The 21469-nt window shown below is 49.9% G+C and carries 21 protein-coding genes and 1 pseudogene; 5 read left to right on the top strand and 17 right to left on the bottom strand.

Annotation, left to right across the window (positions count from 1 at the left end):
- Positions 1 to 15 precede the first annotated feature (15 nt).
- The 4 genes from lspA to ACLJQJ_RS15215 are packed head-to-tail and all read right to left on the bottom strand — an operon-like array spanning position 16 to position 4556.
- Complete coding sequence (gene lspA, locus ACLJQJ_RS15230; protein WP_000042736.1) at positions 16 to 516, bottom strand: signal peptidase II; 501 nt, start codon at positions 514 to 516, stop codon at positions 16 to 18.
- Positions 516 to 3350: an isoleucine--tRNA ligase gene (gene ileS / locus ACLJQJ_RS15225; protein WP_038393931.1), complete on the bottom strand. Its 2835-nt coding sequence runs from the start codon at positions 3348 to 3350 to the stop codon at positions 516 to 518. The genes lspA and ileS overlap by 1 nt, the downstream gene beginning before the upstream one ends.
- Before the next feature lie 44 nt (positions 3351 to 3394).
- Positions 3395 to 4333, bottom strand: a complete 939-nt coding sequence (gene ribF / locus ACLJQJ_RS15220) for a bifunctional riboflavin kinase/FAD synthetase (protein ID WP_000767311.1) — start codon at positions 4331 to 4333, stop codon at positions 3395 to 3397.
- A gap of 7 nt (positions 4334 to 4340) precedes the next feature.
- Positions 4341 to 4556: a DUF2575 family protein gene (locus ACLJQJ_RS15215; protein ID WP_001726890.1), complete on the bottom strand. Its 216-nt coding sequence runs from the start codon at positions 4554 to 4556 to the stop codon at positions 4341 to 4343.
- A 105-nt stretch (positions 4557 to 4661) separates the two neighbouring features.
- Here ACLJQJ_RS15215 and rpsT point away from each other — a divergent pair, with 105 nt between their 5' ends.
- The 3 genes from rpsT (at position 4662) to ACLJQJ_RS15200 (ending at position 8833) form a co-directional block, all read left to right on the top strand.
- The gene (gene rpsT, locus ACLJQJ_RS15210; RefSeq protein ID WP_001518655.1) at positions 4662 to 4925 is read left to right on the top strand and encodes a 30S ribosomal protein S20; all 264 of its coding nucleotides are present in this window, start codon (positions 4662 to 4664) and stop codon (positions 4923 to 4925) included.
- Between the two features lie 455 nt (positions 4926 to 5380).
- On the top strand, positions 5381 to 6754 hold the full coding sequence (locus ACLJQJ_RS15205; protein ID WP_000099989.1) for an MFS transporter: 1374 nt from the start codon (positions 5381 to 5383) through the stop codon (positions 6752 to 6754).
- Positions 6755 to 6793: 39 nt separating this feature from the next.
- Entirely contained in the window at positions 6794 to 8833 is a 2040-nt protein-coding gene (locus ACLJQJ_RS15200; protein ID WP_001116446.1) for a TIM-barrel domain-containing protein, read from the top strand.
- Between the two features lie 54 nt (positions 8834 to 8887).
- Here the strand turns inward: ACLJQJ_RS15200 and nhaR are convergent, their stop codons facing one another.
- From nhaR to ACLJQJ_RS15160, 8 genes and pseudogenes are all read right to left on the bottom strand, one after another.
- Positions 8888 to 9787 (bottom strand): transcriptional activator NhaR, encoded by a 900-nt coding sequence (gene nhaR / locus ACLJQJ_RS15195; RefSeq protein ID WP_000062872.1) that lies wholly within the window; start codon positions 9785 to 9787, stop codon positions 8888 to 8890.
- Between the two features lie 61 nt (positions 9788 to 9848).
- Entirely contained in the window at positions 9849 to 11015 is a 1167-nt protein-coding gene (gene nhaA / locus ACLJQJ_RS15190; RefSeq protein ID WP_000681340.1) for a Na+/H+ antiporter NhaA, read from the bottom strand.
- 162 nt (positions 11016 to 11177) lie between these two features.
- Positions 11178 to 11405: pseudogene (locus tag ACLJQJ_RS15185) on the bottom strand (arylsulfatase); the annotation flags it as partial.
- Positions 11336 to 11584 carry a hypothetical protein gene (locus ACLJQJ_RS15180; RefSeq protein WP_063809569.1) on the bottom strand — a complete coding sequence of 83 codons (249 nt, stop codon included), beginning with the start codon at positions 11582 to 11584 and terminating at the stop codon, positions 11336 to 11338. The pseudogene ACLJQJ_RS15185 and the gene ACLJQJ_RS15180, both read right to left, overlap by 70 nt.
- 118 nt (positions 11585 to 11702) lie before the next feature.
- Positions 11703 to 12956 carry a hypothetical protein gene (locus ACLJQJ_RS15175; RefSeq protein WP_063809570.1) on the bottom strand — a complete coding sequence of 418 codons (1254 nt, stop codon included), beginning with the start codon at positions 12954 to 12956 and terminating at the stop codon, positions 11703 to 11705.
- A gap of 17 nt (positions 12957 to 12973) precedes the next feature.
- The gene (locus tag ACLJQJ_RS15170) at positions 12974 to 14170 is read right to left on the bottom strand and encodes an anaerobic sulfatase maturase (RefSeq protein WP_001189145.1); all 1197 of its coding nucleotides are present in this window, start codon (positions 14168 to 14170) and stop codon (positions 12974 to 12976) included.
- A gap of 103 nt (positions 14171 to 14273) precedes the next feature.
- A complete protein-coding gene (locus tag ACLJQJ_RS15165; protein ID WP_000754367.1) occupies positions 14274 to 15767 on the bottom strand; it encodes a sulfatase in 1494 nt (497 codons plus the stop codon).
- Between the two features lie 20 nt (positions 15768 to 15787).
- Positions 15788 to 16552 (bottom strand): outer membrane protein OmpK, encoded by a 765-nt coding sequence (locus tag ACLJQJ_RS15160; protein ID WP_000052612.1) that lies wholly within the window; start codon positions 16550 to 16552, stop codon positions 15788 to 15790.
- A gap of 437 nt (positions 16553 to 16989) precedes the next feature.
- Between ACLJQJ_RS15160 and ACLJQJ_RS15155 the strand changes: the two genes are divergently transcribed.
- Entirely contained in the window at positions 16990 to 17304 is a 315-nt protein-coding gene (locus ACLJQJ_RS15155; protein ID WP_223229620.1) for a 5'-nucleotidase C-terminal domain-containing protein, read from the top strand.
- A gap of 204 nt (positions 17305 to 17508) precedes the next feature.
- Here ACLJQJ_RS15155 and ACLJQJ_RS15150 read toward each other — a convergent pair whose 3' ends face one another.
- Positions 17509 to 17721, bottom strand: a complete 213-nt coding sequence (locus tag ACLJQJ_RS15150; RefSeq protein ID WP_074182082.1) for an arylsulfatase — start codon at positions 17719 to 17721, stop codon at positions 17509 to 17511.
- Positions 17722 to 18468: 747 nt separating this feature from the next.
- Here ACLJQJ_RS15150 and ACLJQJ_RS15145 point away from each other — a divergent pair.
- Complete coding sequence (locus ACLJQJ_RS15145; protein WP_023238139.1) at positions 18469 to 18918, top strand: transcriptional regulator; 450 nt, start codon at positions 18469 to 18471, stop codon at positions 18916 to 18918.
- 99 nt (positions 18919 to 19017) lie between these two features.
- Here the strand turns inward: ACLJQJ_RS15145 and ACLJQJ_RS15140 are convergent, their stop codons facing one another.
- The 4 genes from ACLJQJ_RS15140 to ACLJQJ_RS15125 all read right to left on the bottom strand — a co-directional run bounded on the left by ACLJQJ_RS15140 (position 19018) and on the right by ACLJQJ_RS15125 (position 21469).
- Positions 19018 to 19305 (bottom strand): hypothetical protein, encoded by a 288-nt coding sequence (locus ACLJQJ_RS15140; protein WP_000839831.1) that lies wholly within the window; start codon positions 19303 to 19305, stop codon positions 19018 to 19020.
- A gap of 38 nt (positions 19306 to 19343) precedes the next feature.
- Positions 19344 to 20189, bottom strand: a complete 846-nt coding sequence (locus ACLJQJ_RS15135) for a DsbA family protein (protein ID WP_000291393.1) — start codon at positions 20187 to 20189, stop codon at positions 19344 to 19346.
- A gap of 64 nt (positions 20190 to 20253) precedes the next feature.
- A complete protein-coding gene (gene bcfG, locus ACLJQJ_RS15130; RefSeq protein ID WP_077914348.1) occupies positions 20254 to 20985 on the bottom strand; it encodes a fimbrial chaperone BcfG in 732 nt (243 codons plus the stop codon).
- Complete coding sequence (locus tag ACLJQJ_RS15125; RefSeq protein ID WP_001243227.1) at positions 20951 to 21469, bottom strand: fimbrial protein BcfF; 519 nt, start codon at positions 21467 to 21469, stop codon at positions 20951 to 20953. The genes bcfG and ACLJQJ_RS15125 overlap by 35 nt, the downstream gene beginning before the upstream one ends.

Here is a 21469-nt window from a genome sequence, read left to right as displayed (position 1 = left end):
ACCCGGTATTTACGCTTATGCCTGTTCTTTCGCTGTCGGCTTCGGCAAAAAGCCTTCCAGTACTATCAGCGCCGCGCCGATACAGATCGCGCTATCGGCAAGGTTGAACGTCGCGAAATGCCAGTCGCCGACGTAAAAATCGATCATATCGACAACAAAGCCGTGCCACAGGCGGTCGAACAGGTTACCCAGCGCGCCGCCGATGATTAACGCATAAGCGATGTTATTCAGCTTCTGCGTCGCTTTCGAGCGATACATCATCACCAAAAGAATTACGCAGATCCCTATCGCAATCCCGGCAAAGAACCAGCGCTGCCAGCCGCCGCTATCCGCCAGGAAGCTAAAAGCCGCGCCGTAGTTACGCGCATAATGCAGATTAAGCGACGGGAACAGCCCTACCGTATCCCCCAGAGCGAAATTCTGGAGGATCAGGTATTTGCTGCCCAAATCGATAATCAGCACGACTACTACCAGCCATAGCCAGCGTAGTCCTGTTGAACAGAGTGGTTTACTCATCAGGCAAATTTACGTTGTTCGCCATTACCGGCGATGTTGCTGACACAGCGTCCGCAGATATCTGCATGTTCCGCCACCTTGCCGACATCAGTAGTGTAGTGCCAGCAGCGCGGACACTTATCACCCTCGGCACGCGTTACCACTGCCTGAACTGTCGTATTACCAGCATTGTACTGAATATTTTCATCATCAATACCCCCCGCTTGCTCAGAAATCACGAACTGGGAAGTAATGAAGATAAATCTGACCTCTTCACCCAACAGTTTTAGCTTCTTGATCGTACCGTTAGCATCGTCAGCATATTTCAGCGTCACTTTTGCTTCCAGGTTCGATTTGATGCCATTGGCTTTCTGATTTTCCAGCTCTTTGTTGACCTGGTCCTTGATATAGCGGACATCGTCCCAGAATGCGTCATTAAATTCTTCATTCTCTTCCAGGCCAAACAACCCGTCGTACCATTCGCCGGTGAAGACATATTTTTCACGCTCGCCCGGCAGGTAGCCCCAGATTTCATCAGCCGTGAAGGACATGATAGGCGCCATCCAGCGAACCAGCGCCTCTGCGATATGATACAGCGCAGTCTGGCAGCTACGACGCGCGACGCTATCGGCCTTCGCGGTGTACTGGCGGTCTTTGATGATGTCGAGGTAGAACGAGCCCATTTCAACGGAGCAGAAGCGCATCAGGCGCTGTACCACTTCATGGAAGTCGTAAGCTTCGTATGCCTTCAGAATCTCTTGCTGCGCCGTTTTCGCGCAGCCCACCGCCCACCTGTCCAGCACCACCATCTCTTCCGGTTTGACCATATCGGTGGCCGGATTGAAGCCATTGAGGTTCGCCAGCAGGAAGCGCGCGGTATTACGGATACGACGATAGCTGTCGGCAGCACGTTTGAGGATCTCGTCAGAGACCGCCATTTCGCCGGTATAGTCAGTAGACGCCACCCACAGACGCAGGATATCCGCGCCCAGTTTATTCATCACATCCTGCGGCGACACGGTGTTACCGATGGACTTGGACATCTTGCGCCCCTGACCATCGACGGTGAAACCGTGAGTCAGTACCTGGCGGTATGGCGCTTTGCCTTTCATCGCCACGCTAATCATCAGGGAAGACATAAACCAGCCGCGATGCTGGTCAGAGCCTTCCAGATACATATCGGCAGCATGACCGGCGAATTCCGGACGTGCGTCAACCACGGAGTAACTGGTGGAACCGGAATCAAACCAAACGTCCAACGTATCCGGAACTTTCTCGTATTGATCGGCATCTTCGCCGAGGATCTCTTTCGGGTCGAGATCCCACCACGCCTGGATACCGTCAACTTCGACGCGTTTCGCCACCTCTTCCATCGCCGCCAGAGTACGCTCAATCGGCAGCAGCTCCTGCGTTTCTTTATGCACGAACAGCGCCATCGGTACGCCCCAGGTACGCTGACGTGAGATACACCAGTCAGGACGATTAGCGACCATTGATTCAATACGCGCCTGACCCCAGTCCGGGATCCACTGAACGCCTTTGATCTCTTTCAGGGACTGTTGACGAAGCCCTTCTTTATCCATGCTGACGAACCACTGCGGGGTCGCGCGGAAAATGATCGGCGTTTTGTGACGCCAACAGCACGGATAGCTGTGCTGCATTTTTTCGACATGCAGTAGCGCGCCTTTTTCTTTCAGCAGTTCAATAACGATATCGTTCGCTTTGAAGACGTTAACACCGTCAAGCGTTGGATATGTGCCTGGCAGGTAAGCGCCGTCCGGCCCAACCGGGTTAGCCGTTTCCAGGCCATACTTTTGGCCGATCACGTAGTCATCCGGGCCGTGGCCAGGGGCGGTATGTACCGCGCCGGTACCGGCGTCCAGGGTGACGTGATCGCCGAGGATCGCCGGCACGTCAAAGCCCATAAACGGATGGGTAAAGCGCAGCAGTTCCAGCTCCGCGCCTTTAACGGTGCCGAGAATGGTGTATTCAGCCGCGCCAATACGCTGCATGACGCTTTCAACCAGATCTTTCGCCAGAATCACCGCCTGACCGTCAATCTGCACCAGCGCATAATCAAAGTCCGGCGCCAGGGAGATGGCGCGGTTAGCCGGCAGAGTCCACGGCGTGGTGGTCCAGATAACCAGCGACACAGGGCCGCTCACGCCCGGCAGACCAAACTTCGCTTTCACCGCATCCTGATCGACGGCGCGGAACGCCACGTCGATAGACGGTGACGTTTTGTCGTAATATTCAACTTCCGCTTCCGCCAGCGCGGAACGGCAGTCAACGCACCAGTGCACCGGCTTAGCGCCTTTGTGCAGATGACCGTTTTTGATAATTCTGCCCAGAGCACGGATGATGTTGGCTTCGGTTTTGAAGTCCATAGTCAGGTACGGATGCGACCAGTCGCCCAACACGCCCAGACGAATGAAGTCTTTACGCTGGCCGTCAACCTGCGTAGCGGCATATTCGCGGCACTTAGCGCGGAATTCAGCGGCGGTGAATTTCTCGCCCGGCTTACCGAACTCCTGCTCGACTTTCAGCTCGATAGGCAGACCGTGACAGTCCCAGCCCGGCACGTAAGGCGAGTCAAATCCCGACAGTCCTTTGGACTTCACGATAATGTCTTTCAGAATCTTGTTAACTGAGTGACCAATATGAATGCTGCCATTCGCATATGGAGGGCCATCATGCAGAATGAAGGTTTTTTTGCCTTTTTTGGCCGCACGAATGATGCCGTACAGATCATCATCGGTCCAACGCGCCAGCATTCCCGGTTCACGCTTGGCGAGGTCGCCGCGCATCGGGAACCCTGTTTCCGGCAAATTCAGGGTCGATTTATAGTCACTCATCAGATTCTCGGTTCCGTATTTCGGTTTGATAAACACCGTCAGGGTTACACCTGCCCGGCTAGCCCAAAAAACTTGCGGGCCGTTAACTCATCGCGTGCGATTTGCGCTTTTAGCTCATCAAGCGACGCAAATCGCTGCTCATTACGTATCTTTTTACGCAGTATTACATCTATATGGCGACCGTAGAGGTCCATTACAACGTCCAGCAGATGCACTTCCAGTTGTTGACGCACGCCAGCCACCGTTGGACGAGTGCCAATGTTCGCTACGCCGGGTAACGGCTTATCGCCAAGCCCGGTGACTTCCACCGCATAGACCCCTTTGACCGGGGAGACCTGACGGCGCAGCGGTAAGTTCGCCGTCGGGAAGCCAATGGTACGTCCCAGCTCGTCGCCATGAACGACACGCCCGGAAATAGTAAAGGGATGTCCCAGCAGGCTTTCGGCAAGCGCCAGGTTATCTTCCGCCAGCGCCTGTCTCACTGCGGTACTACTGATACGCACGCCGCCTTCACAAAAGGTTTGGGTGCTGGAAACCGCAAAACCATACTCCGCCCCCGCCTTCTGTAATAACAAGAAATCGCCCGCGCGGCTAGCACCAAAGCGGAAATCATCGCCGACGGCAAGAAATTGCACGCCAAGTCGCTCCACCAGCAGTTCGCTGATAAACGTTTGCGCCGTCAAAGCGGCAAAGCGGCGATCGAATTTCACGCACAGCACATAGTCCACGCCGCACTGCGCAAGGTAATGCAGTTTTTCACGCAGGCGCGTCAGGCGAGCGGGCGCTTTATCCGTCGCGAACAGCTCCAGCGGCTGCGGTTCGAAAATCATGACCACCACCGGCAGACCGCGTCTGCGTCCTTCTTCCTGCAAACCCTGCAGTAGAGCGCGATGCCCCCGATGTACGCCGTCGAAATTACCAATGGTCAGCACACACCCATGCGGGGCCTGACTGAGATTATGTATGCCGCGTATCAGCTTCATGTCTGACTCAAAACAGTGAAAATCGCAAGAGTATACCTTGTACAGCGGTCAAGGTTAACCGACTATTGCCCTGATGAAACATAAAGAAGATGCTTTTCATCGCCATGCGGCAAACTCCGCCCCAAAACCCGCCGCTTAATGCAATTTTTCTCATGGAAAGGCTGTATTCACAGCACGCAAGCTGGTAGAATCCTGCGCCATCACTACGCAACGAGTGCTGCAATTTAAACGGCGCTTATTTGCACAAATCCATTGACAAAAGAAGGCTAAAAGGGCATATTCCTCGGCCTTTGAATTGTCCATATAGAACACATTTGGGAGTTGGACCTTGGCTAATATCAAATCAGCTAAGAAGCGCGCCGTTCAGTCTGAAAAGGCTCGTAAGCACAACGCAAGCCGTCGCTCTATGATGCGTACTTTCATCAAGAAAGTATACGCAGCTATCGAAGCTGGCGACAAAGCTGCTGCACTGAAAGCATTTAACGAAATGCAACCGATCGTGGACCGTCAGGCTGCTAAAGGTCTGATCCACAAAAACAAAGCTGCACGTCATAAAGCTAACCTGACTGCACAGATCAACAAACTGGCTTAATCGCCTGCTTGTTATCAGCTTTGTAGAAAAACCCGCGTAAAGCGGGTTTTTTTATGCCTGCTATCTGCCGTTTTGCTCGACAACCGCTGGCTCTGACCTCACTCGTTCACGCTCTTCCTGACCAGCCTATTTTTTCAGCTACCCCTCCCTCAGTCACGTAATACTTGAAAGTTATTTTCTTTCACTGTTTTCCTTTTCTTATTTCATTACTGAAAAAACTGTGACCACCTTAGCAAATAAAAACATCGCTCATTCAAAAACTAATAAACGCAATCCTGATGTAAGATTTAATAATTGATTGATGCCGTCGGGTTAACTACTTTTCATGTACACCTTACTTACTCATTTTAATCTGAGGTTAAATTCAAAAACGACATAAAAATAATATTCAAAACTTGCTTAGAAAGTAGAGGTTGTTTTTCTGGGCGTATCGTACCAATATCGGAGTTATCATTATGAGTTCTGTCATTGAGGATACCCAGCCTTCCGGGTCAGCATCATTGTCTTTACTACAGCGTATTAGCTACGGCTCTTTGGATGTGGCGGGTAATCTGCTGTACTGCTTCGGTTCAACGTACATTTTATATTTCTACACAGACGTTGCGGGCATTAGCCTTGCCGTAGCAGGCGTTATCCTGCTGCTGGCGCGTATTATCGATGGCATAGACGCCCCCATATGGGGGATCATCATCGATAAAACGCGTTCACGCTACGGTAAATGTCGTCCCTGGTTTTTATGGTTACCGCTGCCTTTTGCGGTATTCAGCGCGCTGTCATTTTGGTCTCCTGATATCAGTATGACAGGAAAAGCCATCTATGCAGCAATATCTTATATGATTGCCAGCATTCTATTTACCGGACTTAATACACCACTCAGTGCAATATTACCCCTGATGACCTTATCTCCCAAGGAAAGACTGGTTTTAAATTCCTGGCGAATGACCGGTGGGCAAATTGGGGTTTTATTAATGAACGCGACCGCCTTGCCGTTAGTCGCTTTTTTAGGTAACGGTGATGATCACGCTGGTTTTATTTATACGGCAATTACGTTTGCCATTATATCCTGCGCGCTAACGCTCTTTGCGTTTAAAAACATTCGTGAAATGGATACGGATAAAATACAGCATGAACCTAAGTTGCCGATGAAAAAAAGTTTCGCGGCGATGAAAGGTAACTGGCCGTGGATCCTGATGGTGCTGGCTAATCTGATCTTCTGGATTGCCCTACAGCAGCGCAACACGACCATTGTCTATTATCTGACCTACAACCTCGACCGTAAAGATCTGGTACCGCTGATTAACAGCCTGGCGACGATTCAGATCCTGTTTATCATCGCTATCCCCTTCTTTAGCAAATACCTGGCTAAAACCTGGATATGGGTAGGCGGTCTGCTGGTCGCCACGTTTGGCGGCGTCATGATGTGGCTGGCAGCGGACAACATTACTTTCCTCATCGCCGCCTGGATACTCGGCAATATCGGCAGCGGTATCGCCTGCTCAATGCCGTTTGCCATGCTGGGCTTCGCCGTCGATTTCGGCGCCTGGAAGACCGGTATTAAGGCTACCGGCATTCTTATCGCCTTCGGCAGTACCTTCTGCATCAAGATGGGTAGTGGCCTCGGCACCGCTTTCGCCGCCTGGATCATGAACAGTTTTGGCTATGTCCCCAACCATGCCCAGAGTGCTGCGGGTCTGGAGGGCATTATCTGGGCCTTTATCTGGGCACCCGCCCTACTCTTCGCGCTCGCAGCGATCCCACTACTTTTCTTTCGCAAATACGAAGCGATGGAAGAGAAGATTCGCCACGATCTGGAAACCGTCAACTCATAACGTTCTTTACCTTCACCCTCGAATATGGGAGGCACCACCATGCCATTTATGCAACAAGACCCGCGTCGTCTGGTCTGGCAGCAAAACGATCGCTATTTATGGATTGAACCCTGGGGCGAGAACAGCCTGCGCGTACGCAGCGGCCGTCATCTGCCGGTAATGAGAAATGAAGACTGGGCATTGACTGAGCCAGTCGCAGAAAGTCAGTGCCACATTGATTATGAGCACCACCAGGCAACGCTGACCAACGGCAAAATTATCGCTATCGTCAATCAAAAAGGACAAGTTACCTTTTACCGCCATCCACACAAACCCCTGTTGCAGGAGTTCTGGCGCCTGCGGGGCGAAATTGGCGAGGATGAATCATCTCACGGCCAGTACGTTAGCGCACTCAACCTTGAGGGACGCGAGTTCCGCCCGATTCAGGGTGGGAAATATTCACTGAAAGCCCGCTTCGAAGCCACCGAAGGGGAAAAAATTTATGGTATGGGGCAGTATCAACAGGCCAACCTGGATCTCAAAGGATGCGTGCTTGAGCTGGCGCAACGTAACTCCCAGGCCTCAGTACCGTTTATGCTCTCCAGTCTGGGCTACGGATTTTTATGGAACAACCCGGCAGTCGGACGCGTAACCTTTGCCCAAAACGTTACCGAATGGGAAGCGCAGGTCAGCGAACAGCTGGACTACTGGATCACGGCTGGCGATACCCCGGCAGAAATTAGCCGGGCTTACGCGCTGGCTACCGGCACGCCGCCGATGATGCCGGACTACGCCATGGGCTTCTGGCAGTGCAAACTCCGTTATCGTACGCAGGAAGAGCTGCTGGAGGTCGCCCGCGAATATAAGCGCCGCAATCTGCCTATCTCAGTGATCGTAATCGACTTCTTTCACTGGCCGAATCAGGGTGACTGGATGTTCGATGCGCGCGACTGGCCCGATCCTGATGCCATGATTGCCGAGCTGAAATCGCTGGGAATTGAACTGATGGTCTCCGTCTGGCCGACGGTGGATAACCGTACCGAAAGCTATCGGGAGATGCGCGAAAACGGCTGGCTGGTACAAACGGAACGTGGCTTGCCGATCAATATGGATTTCCTCGGCAATACCACTTACTTTGATGCGACTCATCCGGGCGCGCGCGACTACGTCTGGGGCAAAGCCAAACGCAACTATTACGATAAAGGCGTGAAGTTATTCTGGTTAGATGAAGCCGAACCTGAGTTCAGCGTTTACGACTACGACAACTATCGCTACCATGCCGGGCCGGTACTGGAAGTGGGCAATATCTACCCACGTATGTACGCTAAAACCTTTTTTGACGGCATGAAAGCCGATGGCGAAGACCAGGTTATCAACCTGCTACGCTGCGCCTGGGCCGGCAGTCAGAAGTTCGGCGCACTGGTCTGGTCAGGTGATATTCACTCCTCGTTTAGATCGCTACGCAACCAGTTTGCCGCCGGACTCAATATGGGAATCGCGGGGATACCGTGGTGGACGACGGATATCGGCGGTTTCCATGGCGGTAATATTCACGACCCGAAATTCCATGAATTGCTGATTCGCTGGTTCCAGTGGGGCGTCTTTAGCCCGGTGATGCGTCTGCACGGCAACCGCGATCCGCAGATTTTACCCGCACAACCATACCGGGATGGTATCGCCCAGTGCCCTACAGGTGCGCCGAACGAGGTCTGGAGCTACGGTGAGGAAGTATGCGAGGTACTGACAGGTTGCCTGGCGTTGCGAGAAAAACTCAAGCCCTATATCAAAGCGCTGATGGAGGAAACCCATAAGCACAATACGCCAGTGATGCGCCCCCTGTTCTTTGAATTCCCCGAACAGGAAACAAGTTGGGCAATCACCGACCAGTATTGTTTTGGTCCTGACCTGCTGATCGCCCCCGTCATGCATGAAGGTATGCGCGAACGTGATATCTGGCTACCGGAAGGGGAAACATGGACGGATCTTGCGACCGGTGAAAGCTATTCAGGAGGGCAGACGCTGCATTACGCTACGCCACTGAACAGAATTCCGGTGTTTATCCGCGAAGGTGGGCAGTACCGTAGCCTGCTGAACTTGTAGAATGATTCCGGCTGCGGGCTAGTTCCGCAGCCGGAAGTATTACGGTAGGTACGTCTACTGTAGTTTAAACAATGCCGAGTAGTCCGCATTGCAAATACGCTGCACCGCCGGATGCTGGATCATTCTCTCGGCAAAAATCGCATGATATTCTTCCATGACATTCTCCACGCGCCCAATCTCTATTACCGACTCATCGGCATAAAAATCCAGCGAATAAAGGCTCGGCGCCACAAAAATCGCATCGTGCGTCGCGCCAAACGCCTTCATTAAGGCCGCGTCATCAAATTCACCGAGGATCTCAACCTGCAACCCCTGCGAATTAAACCAGTTCAACAACTTACGTCCCAGCATTGAGCGCCGTCCCGGCACCAGCAACCGTCGCTCTTCCAGGCAGGCAGGGAACGCTTTTTCAGGAAGCGGATTCGTACACCAGAAACTGACGCTGCATTCGCCGATTTTGACTGAGAATAGCCCCTCCTGCTGCGTGGAATCTATCGGGCAGTCGGAGATAATCATATCCAGCTTGTGCTGGCTGAGCTGTTCGAGCAACATTTCGTGCGTGGACTCGAAGCAACGCAGATGTATGGGTTCGTCTACCACCACCGCCGCATCCAGAACGCTGCTGACCAGACGCTTGGATAAAGCATCGGCGACGCCGACATCAAACAACAGGTTTGATTCTTTGCGGTAATTGACGATATCCAGCATCTCCTGGCTTAGCGTAAACATTTTGTCCGCATAGCGAAAAACCAGCTCGCCCAGTTCGCTGGGTTCAAGACCGCGTCCCTTACGTTTAAATAGCTTCCCCTGTAAACGCTCTTCCAGGGCTTTAATTTGACCAGTAATGGTTTGCGGCGTCAGAAAAAGCGCCTCTGCGGCACCCACGACAGAACCTTCTTTATAGACATGCCAGAAGTAATAAAGATGGTTGTAGTTAATATGAGACATGCTCATTCCTCTCCCTGTTCAATGTCGCAAGGGAGTGATACATCGCTCCCCCTTTCCTTCGTACTGATTATGCCGGCGCGTTCAAACGCGCGCGCAACCAGCTATACCCCACCACTGCGGAGAGCAATGAACCAATCAAAATGCCCAATTTCGCCCAGTTAATAAGTTCCGGATCGACATTGCCAAATGCCAGGCTGGCGATAAAGATGGACATCGTAAAGCCAATGCCACACAAAATGCCGACCGCCATGATTTGCTGATAAGTGGTCCCCTGCGGCAGATGCGCCAGCTTGAAACGCAGCGCCAGCCAGCAAAACAGGCTAATCCCCAGCGGCTTACCAATCAGCAGACCAGCAATAATTCCCAACGGCAGCATGGAGGTCAGACCGTCAATCGTGACGCCCTGAAGAGAAACGCCAGCATTCGCAAAAGCGAAGAGCGGCAGGATCAGGTACGCGACCCACGGGTGCAGAACATGCTCCAGACGCTTGGCCGGCGAGCGACCGTGTTTTTCTTTCAGCGGAATAAAGAAACCGACAATGACGCCTGCCAGCGTCGCGTGAACGCCGGACTTCAGTACCGCCGTCCACAGCACTGCCCCGACCAGAATATATACCCCAGTCCGTCTGACGCCGCACAGGTTCAGCAGCGCCAGCACGGCAATCGCGAACGCCGCCACGCCCAGCGAGACGATAGAAAGATCGCTGGTATAAAACAGTGCGATAATAACGATGGCGCCGAGATCATCGATGATCGCCAGCGCCATCAGGAAAATTTTCAGCGCCAGCGGAACCCGGCTGCCCAACAGCGCCAACACGCCCAGCGCAAAGGCGATATCCGTCGCGGCAGGAATAGCCCAGCCCTCGCGAGTGACCGGATCGGAGTAGTTAAAGGCCAGATAGAGCAATGCCGGTACAATCATCCCGCCGATGGCGGCAATCACCGGAAAAGCGGCCTGGCGCAGACTGGCTAACGAGCCTTGCATCAGTTCGCGCTTAACTTCCAGGCCAATCAACAGGAAAAACACGGCCATCAGCGCATCGTTGATCCACAACAGCATGTTTTTGTTGATCTCAAGCGCCCCAACCCGTAGCTGAACCGGCGTCTCCAGAAAATCATGATACCATCCACTGGTCGCGCCCATATTGGCCATCAGCATAGCCAGCGCAGCGGCGATGATGAGAATGATGCCCCCAGAGGCATCGCTGCTAAAAAATCGGTGCAGATGTTTCACTTTTTATTCTCTCAATCAGGTGAATTCTTCGGATCTACTATCTTACCTCGCCTGACTCATCGTTAAAATTAGATTATATATGATGAATAGCTCGTTTTTTACGAAATGAAGTCCGACTTACGCCGGACTTTTTTAGTGCAGTCAGTCATTGATGATAGACCGCTACGCGTACAGATCCATTTTATACACCCGGAAACTGGTAATATCGTAGCGATAGCCTTCCCCGTTCGTTTCCGCGTTTTTGTAGTAACCTGACGTCATGGTCGCTTCAAAAAGCACGGTTTTCTCCGTAGGCGCAATCTCCTGTAAAATTAGCAGCCCTATCGCCTCGCTGCCCGCCTGCGGATCGATAATATCGCTCTCGCCAGGCTGGCAAGAGATGGCGCGGCCATAAACGGATTAAGAATAATCAGCGCATTTTGTACTGTATTACTTTCTGTAATCTGGCTGAGGCTGTGCTCATAAATCGCCGTATGGTTGAGCACCATCGCATTTTGCTTATCAATCCTCTGATTGACGGCAAGACACGGGGCAGGAAGCGTATTCTTTTGATGTTTGAACGGCCCCATGATCTCTCCAGTATATCGTTGTCGTTCCTTGCTGGAACAACGAAATAGATACGCTGGAGAGGGTTGTACTGATAATCAAAAGCCATCGACTCAGCTCTATCACACGGCATGCGATGCGTTATCCGACCTTACGGGATTGATTATATTCATACTTCAGATAATCCAGCGTTGCCGTCACATTTGCCGGTGACAGACGATTAAGCTGCGCCAAAAAAGGATGCGCATACAGATAATTAATGAACGCCGTCGCGCCTTGTAACGTAGCATAGCGTTGCTGGGTAATTTTTTTATTACCGGTGAGATTACACACCGCCATAGCATAATCGCGGGTAGAAAAAGTACGCCAGACATTGTTACGGATACCGCCGCTTAAAAACAGGCGTGGCGGAATATCTTTTTGCAGCGGCGTCGTACCGCGTTCTTTGACAAATGAAATATGGCAACGGCCCTGATGGACATGCGGCATATTCGCCATCATGCATCCCCCCAGAATAAAGCATTCATGATCGAGGTAATGCTGAACGTTTAAGGAGCGTTCGTCCGTCAGCATCCGCACCAGTTCAAAATGGCGGTAGGCAGGCAACACCGGCTTTACGATCATTCCGGAGTCATTCTTATATAACGAGGCCGGACCGTAGTCGATATCAAATAAAGTTTCGCGGCGCGCTGTAATCGCTTCCTTACGTTGCACCATATGCGCCAGCGTACCCGGAGGTAGCCGTTCTTCATAATACGACTGATACTGCCAGGCTTTATCCAGCGGCTGTGCTGAATAATTTGACGAAATCGCCACCACCCTTCCGCTTTGTTCTTCTGCCGTCACCAGAACATACAGGCTGCTGTCTCCACCGTTATAGTTCACCCTGAAAGCGCGGGTGCTGAGTGCGATATCGAAGGCCGGAAACTGCTGGCATCGCTCTGCAAGGTTTGCATTACGGGATAGTTTAAACAGCGCCCGGTTAAGACCTGTGCTGTCTAATTTCAGCTGTGAGCGGATCCCGGCAAGCGACGTCCCTTCCTCAATTAGGGTTGCCAGCTCGCCCTGTCGGCAATCGCTTTTTGCCTTTTCGGGGACGATGAACGTTTTCCGACACTGACTACACGCCATGCGGTGTTCGCCCTGAGTCGAGAAGCCGTATTTCTTTAATGAGGTGCTGCCGCAGGCAGGACACTGTTTGACCAGGCCTTTCCATCCCCGGTTTACCGTGTGGCGAAAAAGATTTAACGCCCCAGCGGAAATAACAGGAAACAGGAAACCACATTCCCGACAAAGAACATCTTTTCCCTGGCGGACATAATCCGGACTGTTCAACACGCCCAGATTTTTACATCCCGGCGTTTTACAGCAGTCCACATTAATATTGGCAAACATGCGTTCCTCCTTGAGCATTACTTAAAAAAAACAGACCGGATCTCCGCCGGTGACAGGTTATTTACGTAAAGGGTTTTCATCGCTTTCATCATTGGCGCGGTATGAGAGAAAAAGCACTGATAGCCGGCACAAAGATAGTTTTGCTTCATCGGTCCGCAAGCCGAAGGCAAAAAGCGGTGTTTAGGGCAACCGCCATAACAGGCGAATTGCCACGGGCAGGTATGGCATTCCTGCGCCATCGTGCGGCTTTTATCGAGACCAAACTGCTGGTTTTGCGCGCTATTATTCATCTGACGCAGCGGCGTGTCGTTAATATTGCCGAGCTTATATTGCGGGTAAACGAAATGATCGCAGTTATACACATCGCCATTCATTTCCATTGCAAAAGCGCTACCGCAAACGGGCGCAAAAACGCAAACCTGAGGGGGGAGTCCACACCATGCCGCCAGCGTTTGTTCAAAGAGTTGAATGCCGATATCACCAATATCTTCGCGGATCCAGATATCAAAAATGGCATTCAGGAACTTTCCAAACTGTAATCCGTCCACTGACCAGGGGGTTACTGCGGTTTGCTCGTCCTGCGGATGCGCCAGCATTCCGTCTTTATTTGCCGCTCTTTCCACTAGCGGAATAAACTGCATATAGCGGCTGCCGATAGATTTCAGATACGCATAAACCCGCTGTGGGTGCAGCATATTGCTCTGACTCACCACCGTGAGAGTATTAAATTCAACGCCATGACTCGCCAGGCATTTTATCGCCTGTTCAACTTTATGATGGGTAGGTTGCCCTGCGCGAGTTACCCGCCATTCGTCGTGCAGCGCCGCATCGCCATCAATCGAAATACCAACCAGAAAGTCATGCGCCCTGAAGAATCTCGCCCATTCATCATCAATCAGAATGCCATTGGTCTGAAAAGTATTAACGATGGCTTTTCCATTAGCATAACGTTGCTGGAGCGCTACCGCCTGGCGGTAAAATGGCAGCCCCATCAGCGTCGGTTCCCCACCCTGCCACGCAAAAATCACTTCATCCACATCCTGCGCCGCAATATGCTGTTGCACAAACAACGCCAGCGTTTCTTCCGTCATCTTGTAATGGTTTTTTCTATCGGGATAGAGCATTTCCTTTTCCAGATAGAAGCAATATTTACAATCAAGATTACACACCGACCCGGTCGGTTTGATCATTACCTGACAGCTTTTCCGTTGCATATTTTCCGTATCCCTAAAATAAAAGAACCTGACTCAGCACGAGGGCGCTGAATCAGGCGGGCAGAGCCCTAAGTGGCATACTTAATTTTTTATAATTATCCTTTTAGCCCCAGGTCACCGGCGTTGGTTTGTCGCCACGGGCTTTCATTAATGAGTCGTTATCGATGTCCTGTTTCATTTTCAGGAACTTGCCATACAGCTGTTTTTCAATTTCAGGCTGTTTGCCAATTTGGTTCAGCGTTTCGAACCGATCTTTTTTCAGGTTATAGAGATATTTAGGTTTATTCTGGCGATCGATGATCATCTTCCAGTCGCCGTCGCGGATCGCCCATTCATCGGTCGGATCATCCTGGAACGGCATATCAATACCGAAGATCAGCGGCTTATTACGTTTTAACGTTTTCTGCTCCAACAGCGGAACCAGCGATTGCCCGTCATATGTACGATCAGTAGGCAGTTTGAAATCCATCATGTTCGCCAGCGTCGGCATCCAGTCCAGACCATACACCGGCGTATCGGTAACGACGCCCTGTGGAATGTGTTTACCGTATTTGATAATTGCCGGAACGCGAATACCGCCTTCCCACAGGTTATCTTTACGTCCGCGCAGACCGTCAGTCTCGCCTGCGAGGTTCAGCTCGTAGACTTTACGCGCTTCACGCGTCACCGGGCCGTTATCACTGGTGAAGATGACAATGGTATTATCTTCTTCCCCCATCGCTTTAATTTTATCCAGTACTTTGCCGACTTGCGCATCCATATAGCTGATATTGGCGTAATATTCACCGGTACCGCGCCACGGTTTATCCGCCCAGTCGCCGTAGAACAGATCGGGATGCTGCTTCTGGTATTCGCTCATGTATTGTGAATACATATCGAGGTATTTTTTCGGCGAGGCCAGCGGGCTGTGAACTTCCGTAAAGGCAACGTATAAGAAGAACGGTTTGTCGTCTTTCTTGTTATCTAGCCAGTTCACCACTTCAGAACTGACAAATTCGCCGCTGATGCTATCGGCACGATCAATATGTTTGCCGTTACGCATCCAGCCGGTTGGGTGGACGACGCCGTAACGCGGGCGCTCTTTGGCATTATCCAGCGTAGCATCGGTCACAAAGCCAGCCGGGTTCACCAGAGAGTAATCAAAACCTAACTCTTTCGGCTGCGGCTGATCGGTACGATCGCCCCCGGCGTTGAGATGCAGTTTACCCATCATCGCGGTATCGTAACCCTGCTGTTTCAGCAGATTGGCTATGGTCAATTCGTTACGTCCAATAGAAACATTAGTACCTTCAGGGATCCAGGAGCGTACACCGGTGCGGAAGGGCATACGGCCTGTTAACATCCCGGCGCGGGAAGGAGAACACAAAGGAGCCGGCGCATAGTATTCAGTGAATTTGACCCCTTCTTTCGCCAGGCGGTCAATATTCGGGGTTTTCACTATCTGGTGACCGTAAGTCGCCAAATCACCATAGCCAAGATCATCTGCCACAATAAAAACTAAGTTCGGGCGTTTTTCGGCAGCCGCGTGCACGACAGATAACGTACTTGTCGCACAAAGCGCCAGTCCAATCATGCTGGCAATGACTGTTTTTTTCATTTCAACTCCTTTGATTTTATTTAAAATGAATATCCGACCATATAAATCATCTGGTCTCCATATCCGTCATAACCTAGTTTGTTCGCGAAATAACGATATGTCACAGTAGCTTTCCAGCGGGGATAAAATTTCCATGCCAGTGTTAATCCACCATTTAATCCATTTCGACCGAATTGCTGCTCCGTATAAGCGTCATTTCTATCTAGTTCGATTTCATTCCAGTCAGATAAAACAAAATCTTCACCAAATAAATTAAAATTATAGGCTGCAGTCCAGCCAATAACATAGCCATTCCAGCCGCTTGTCTGCCCATATTTCTGCGAGACATAATCACCAGATTGATTATGCAGACCAATATAGGGTTTGAAGAACCCCCAACTCCCGCTCCAACCTAAATACCCCGCTCCATAAAACATATCGAGGTCATCGCCCCATGAGTTATCCCATTGACCATATATCTTACCGAAGAAAGTATAATCTGAATCAAAGAGTCGTACATGAGTCATGGCAGAAACAGTATGATTTCTTCCAGCAACAGCGTGATTTAACACGTTGCTTTCAATAAATGAATAGAATTCTGCCTCTTTGAAATTGACACCAAAGTCAGCAGTTACTTTCCACACCTCCCCACGATGTACATTGACGAATCCACTATTCCAGTCAGCATAACCGGCATTAATTGATCCAAATGAATTCTTATATTCCAGTGCATGTACAGAATGGCTAAAAACAGTAGATATTGTAAGTAAGAGACTAAATAATACTGTTCGCTTTATCAGAGACATTGAATATATTTCCCATAGTTATATTTTATTCATCAATGAATATGTTTTACTCCGGTGTCGAAGTTTAACCAAATCTAGTTATAGAATAGTGATATAAATCTCACATCACGCAGGATAAAAGTATTTAAAAATAATGTGTCGAGAAATGTTTTTTTATAAAAAATAACTCAATGTTTATTATTAAATCAACACTTCATCTTTTTAGGTCATACCGCAGATTTAGTGTTGTACTAAGCTTTACCTTTTGGATAACTGATAGCAAAGATTGATGTGATTTGCCCCGCTGTTCCGTAACTCAGGAGGTGATCCGAAACGGTCATTTCCCCCTCAGGAGTGCAACTCTATCGCTGTAAGCAATACCTGAAAACCTGCCAGCTCAGCCATCACTACAACGGTGCCCTCCATCACACCATTATTGATATGACGATGGTTACCTGATGGTCGATGTTCTGAGTATGCATCCTTTTACTAACGACGTAATGAACGTGGAAGTTAGCGGTAACGATCTGAAGGCGATGATGTCTCATGCAGCCGATCCGAAGAACAGCATGCTGCATGTGTCGAAAACGGCCAAATTCAAACACTACAGCACAAAACCGCTGGGACAGCGTATTGTCGAATTTGATATCAAAGGTAAACAGGTCGCAGACAATACATTCAGTACCGTCGCGCTGGACTCCTTTATCGATAAAGGCCGTGGCGGATCAGGCTTCACGAAAGGTAAAAATGTCAAAGACATTAAAGGGCTATAAACCTCGCAGGCAATTGCTGATTATATGGAACATATCAATAACATCGTTCCGGATCACACCATGCGTGTTGACGACATCAGTAAATAAAACAACTCTCATGCGGTCGTTACCCGGTGGCGGCAGATTGATATTATCTTCGCGGAAACGATAATTACCGTTGTCAAAAACCAGAAACTCCACGATACCCGGTTCGCTGCTTTCAACTCAGACACCAGGATAAAGGCTTAACGTCGCGGTGCCATAAGGATTAAGGGTAATAACGGCATGTGTATATGTATTGTCCTCACGAATTTGGTCGAGGAGCTGTTGGTATATGGCGTTATGGTTTTGCACCATCGCGTTATCGGTATCAATTTTCTGATTCATCGGCGCTCTTGGTGCAGGCATGGCGAGTGAGGACTGTTGGTTTACATACATAATGCTCTCCAGACTATACGTTATGAGACTTCTGCAATGCAGAGGCAATTTCTCTGCCCGTCCAACGTAATATTCCGAAGATGTTCAGCATAGTTATCATGTATAACGCAATAACAAAAAAAATCATAAAAATATTTTATATCGCCATCTACTCATAAAATTTCATCCTGAGAAAGCAAGTCATCATCGAATATTTATTTAGTTCTTTTTACCTATATCCTATAGCATCCATAAGACCGACCAATAGGCCGAAATAAAAGTTACACCAGATAACATAAATTATCATTCAAGCACATAAAAAATGCTTAACCTAAAATCATAGCACCACTTAATAAAATTAATCATAAACGGTGGAAAAATATTATTTTTATGTCATTTTTTGTAACTAACCGCATTTTCAAATTAATGAATCACAACAGACAATTCTCATCAACTGAATAAAAAATAATGACATACATATTATTTACCGCTCAAAAACATGGTTTGATAATCCTTAAACGACGCGTTATATGCATACCTCATTAAATATTGATAAAACAGAATCAACATGCTTATAGAAAGAACACAAAAACAATAACACAATAACATTTATTTCACTTAAACAATTTAGCCAATTTAATGACAGTTGATTTTTCAGGCCTGTCGCCCCAACCTATCCTTGCTCATAGCATAGCGGACACGTTGCAACGATGCTGACTATACGGAACAAGTGGGATGTCATGGCCTGAAAGCACAAATGGAGTAATCATGAGACAGCATAAAATAAATAATGAGTTTATTTACAATGAATCATTAAGGGAAATCACGTCCTTGCGCAGCAATGCAGCGTTCAAAATGACATTTATGCGGGCCTGGTGCCTGAGCTATTTAATAGAAAACGCACATCAGGAATTGATTATCCGTGAAGGTGTCGCGTACGCAGTTTGGGGAGAGCGAAGTCAATTTGTTAGCGATGCTAATTTGACGCAACTTCTTTATCTGCTGCGACGAGATTTACAACAAATCGGGCTTTTCGAACTGTTCGTTACGCTCCCCAGGCAGGGGATAAAAATCGATGAAAGATTTATCATTGACGCTGCTGACATACTGCCACAAGCTATTCAACATCATGCTCACCGATGTAATAAAATTATATCTATTGGTATTCCCACTCTTTTTTTATTGATCGTACTTTTCTTTTTAGCGCCATTTATCTGAAGATAAAGTCTATAGACCGTGTCCCGGGAAGGTGAGAACATTTTTCATAATATCCTCACACGACACTGACGGGACACCATCTGCGGTCTGCTACGCGGTTCAGTCATAGACAATGCGTAGCACTGTTAATTGCTTATCTTCATCCAAATAATCTCGTTTTACCGTTGCATGAGGAGACGATATCGGCGTGATAATATTCTCGACAATAATATAACGTTCAATTCCCTCTTTATTATGGCATTGAATTTCTAAGGTTCCCACGTCATTCCAGCAGCCTGCCTCAACAACCGATCCCATAAAATGAATCTGAGCGGTCGGTTTCGCTGTCCCTTCATGAACGATAAAGGAAAGTAAAATCACCGGTATGACGCAACGCATAGACTTCATTTTACTTTCACTCCTGTGCGTTCTCCTCTGAGCGAATATCACCCCTTCGCTTTCTGAATCGCCATTTGCAACATATCCTGAGTCGTGCTTCCCGGGATCACGGTCACCCGTTTTACATCACCGTTTTGCGTCTGAGGCATGACGACAAAAGCAGGCGTGCCGCTAAAGTCCATATGCTGCGCCAGTGCCTGGTTAGTGAGGAGCGCATCATGTACTGCACCACTGCTTTGCGCTTCTTTTACGGCGGCCAACTGCGTCGGCGTTAGATAATGTTGCGCCAGGGTGTAGACATCGTGTTCCGTTAACGCGCCTTCCACCTTCCCTGTGGCATAAAGCGCATTATGCCAGTCGAGATATTTCGCCCCGCCCTGGGTAAGCCATACCTGTTCGCCGACTCTGGCCGCCAGTCCGGATACCGGCCAGCGGGAGGAAAAAATAGGAAACTCTTTGAAAATAAACCGGGTATCCGGGTTCGCCTTAATCAGGTTTTCGACCACAGGCGCCATTTTGCTACACCACGAGCACTGGTAATCAAAGAACATCACCACCGCCGCTTTTGCCTCGTTGGGCCCAACGGAAGGACTGCTGCTACTGAGCAACTCAGCACGATACTGTAATGCCAGTTGAACATACGCCTGTTGTTGCGCAATCTGCTGACGCTGATGCAACGTCTCGCTGGCGGCGACCAAAAATTCCGGATGTTCGGCCAAATACGTTGCCACCACCTCTCCCACTTTATCCGGATGACTGACGATGTAGGCTTCCGCCGTCGGGCCAATTTGCGACGTCGGGGCAGAATCGGCGGCGATTGCCGAGGCGGATACGGCAACGCCTGCCAACGTCAACATCGCCAGTCGGGAAAGTTTTAACGCGTGATAATACATAATAAAAGTCTCGTTCGATAAGATCGGAAAGCCTCCCGCTATCGGGAGACGCCTGAAAAATAGGTTAATGAATACGCGTCAGATCCACGGTTTGCGCTGGCATTACCCGCCCATAGTCATTAATACTTTGCCAGCGCACAGTGCAGCGAACCGCGTGCCGGCACCAGTCCGTTCGACGCGTTGCAAAGGGAGCCACGACCCCGGCGTTGTCCTGGGCGCGCTCGTTAGCGCGTAATAAAAAGAGCGTAACGTAATAGGGTGTCGGATTGCGTACCGTCGCGCCATCGGGGGTAAGCGACCAGATCAGATGCCGGTAGGCCTGCTGCGGATTGCCGGCGAGTCCCTCAGGGCGATAGAGCAATTTTAAAGCCGAACGAAACGCCATTTGTACACGGTTCGCTTCCGGTTTACCGGAGGGAATAGCGGCGATACTCAAGGTAAACAGACTTTCCCTGTCGGCGGGTAGCGGTGCGCCGGTATAAACCACCCGCATTGAGTTTTCCTGGCGCGCTGAAAGCATAAATAATGGCGGCGTGACTACGAAGGGCGTGATATTCCCTTCGTTTTTGGTTCCGGGCCAGCGGCCACCAGGTAAAATATGCGTATCAATTAACCAGGACGCTTCTGAATGGTTACTTACCGGTACGCTTAATGCCGGGGCGCCCGCATGATAGATAAAGCGAGTACCGCCAATTACCACGCCAGCCTGCGCCCATGATATGGGAAGCAAGCACCAATATATCGCGCAGCGTAAAAAGAACTTATTCATAGGCAAGAATGAAGGTTGCGGAGGCATTGGCGTCCCCGGGCGTTACCGCGCCGCCATCGGCAAGATAACGCGCGTAAAATTGCAGATGCGCCGACGCCTGACCCGGACTGAGCGTCACCACATCACTCTCTTGCCCCAGTGGGATTAAAGTTTTATTTTGATCATAAAGCGCAATCCCAATGCCTGAAGCGTCGCTTTCCCCTGCGGTAAGCGCCAATAAATCCGTATTACGGCTGTCCGCTGCACCGCTAAAACTGACCGTTACGCCGCTGGCAGTGCTGCCGCAGTTTTGTAAATCGATAGCAAAAGGTTGCCATGCGGAACCGTCGCCCGCGCGATAAAACTGCCGTTGAGAAACCGCGCCCATCGCCACGTTAATATTTTCCGAGTCTGGAGAGAGCGAACACGTATTGTCCGTGATGGTTCCGGAGACATAAACCCGGCCATCGTGCGCCTGGACGCCGGATGCCGCCAGCAGCATCCCGATGCCGTACAGGATATCGTTACGCAT

The sequence above is a fragment of the Salmonella sp. SAL04202 genome (genome assembly GCF_046550775.1).
Taxonomy (GTDB): Bacteria; Pseudomonadota; Gammaproteobacteria; order Enterobacterales; family Enterobacteriaceae; genus Salmonella; species Salmonella enterica.
This window is presented reverse-complemented; position numbering and strand designations above follow the sequence as displayed.

Bases quoted from the DNA above. Each gene is read 5' to 3' on its own strand.
- ileS (WP_038393931.1), bottom strand. From the start codon at position 3,350: ATGAGTGACTATAAATCGACCCTGAATTTGCCGGAAACAGGGTTCCCG.
- ACLJQJ_RS15140 (WP_000839831.1), bottom strand. From the start codon at position 19,305: ATGAAGTCTATGCGTTGCGTCATACCGGTGATTTTACTTTCCTTTATC.
- lspA (WP_000042736.1), bottom strand. From the start codon at position 516: ATGAGTAAACCACTCTGTTCAACAGGACTACGCTGGCTATGGCTGGTA.
- ACLJQJ_RS15180 (WP_063809569.1), bottom strand. From the start codon at position 11,584: ATGGGGCCGTTCAAACATCAAAAGAATACGCTTCCTGCCCCGTGTCTT.
- ribF (WP_000767311.1), bottom strand. From the start codon at position 4,333: ATGAAGCTGATACGCGGCATACATAATCTCAGTCAGGCCCCGCATGGG.
- ACLJQJ_RS15205 (WP_000099989.1), top strand. From the start codon at position 5,381: ATGAGTTCTGTCATTGAGGATACCCAGCCTTCCGGGTCAGCATCATTG.
- bcfG (WP_077914348.1), bottom strand. From the start codon at position 20,985: ATGCCTCCGCAACCTTCATTCTTGCCTATGAATAAGTTCTTTTTACGC.
- ACLJQJ_RS15145 (WP_023238139.1), top strand. From the start codon at position 18,469: ATGAGACAGCATAAAATAAATAATGAGTTTATTTACAATGAATCATTA.
- ACLJQJ_RS15125 (WP_001243227.1), bottom strand. From the start codon at position 21,469: ATGCGTAACGATATCCTGTACGGCATCGGGATGCTGCTGGCGGCATCC.
- nhaR (WP_000062872.1), bottom strand. From the start codon at position 9,787: ATGAGCATGTCTCATATTAACTACAACCATCTTTATTACTTCTGGCAT.
- ACLJQJ_RS15160 (WP_000052612.1), bottom strand. From the start codon at position 16,552: ATGTCTCTGATAAAGCGAACAGTATTATTTAGTCTCTTACTTACAATA.
- ACLJQJ_RS15165 (WP_000754367.1), bottom strand. From the start codon at position 15,767: ATGAAAAAAACAGTCATTGCCAGCATGATTGGACTGGCGCTTTGTGCG.
- ACLJQJ_RS15150 (WP_074182082.1), bottom strand. From the start codon at position 17,721: ATGTATGTAAACCAACAGTCCTCACTCGCCATGCCTGCACCAAGAGCG.
- ACLJQJ_RS15155 (WP_223229620.1), top strand. From the start codon at position 16,990: ATGGTCGATGTTCTGAGTATGCATCCTTTTACTAACGACGTAATGAAC.
- ACLJQJ_RS15175 (WP_063809570.1), bottom strand. From the start codon at position 12,956: ATGTTTGCCAATATTAATGTGGACTGCTGTAAAACGCCGGGATGTAAA.
- ACLJQJ_RS15170 (WP_001189145.1), bottom strand. From the start codon at position 14,170: ATGCAACGGAAAAGCTGTCAGGTAATGATCAAACCGACCGGGTCGGTG.
- ACLJQJ_RS15135 (WP_000291393.1), bottom strand. From the start codon at position 20,189: ATGTATTATCACGCGTTAAAACTTTCCCGACTGGCGATGTTGACGTTG.
- ACLJQJ_RS15200 (WP_001116446.1), top strand. From the start codon at position 6,794: ATGCCATTTATGCAACAAGACCCGCGTCGTCTGGTCTGGCAGCAAAAC.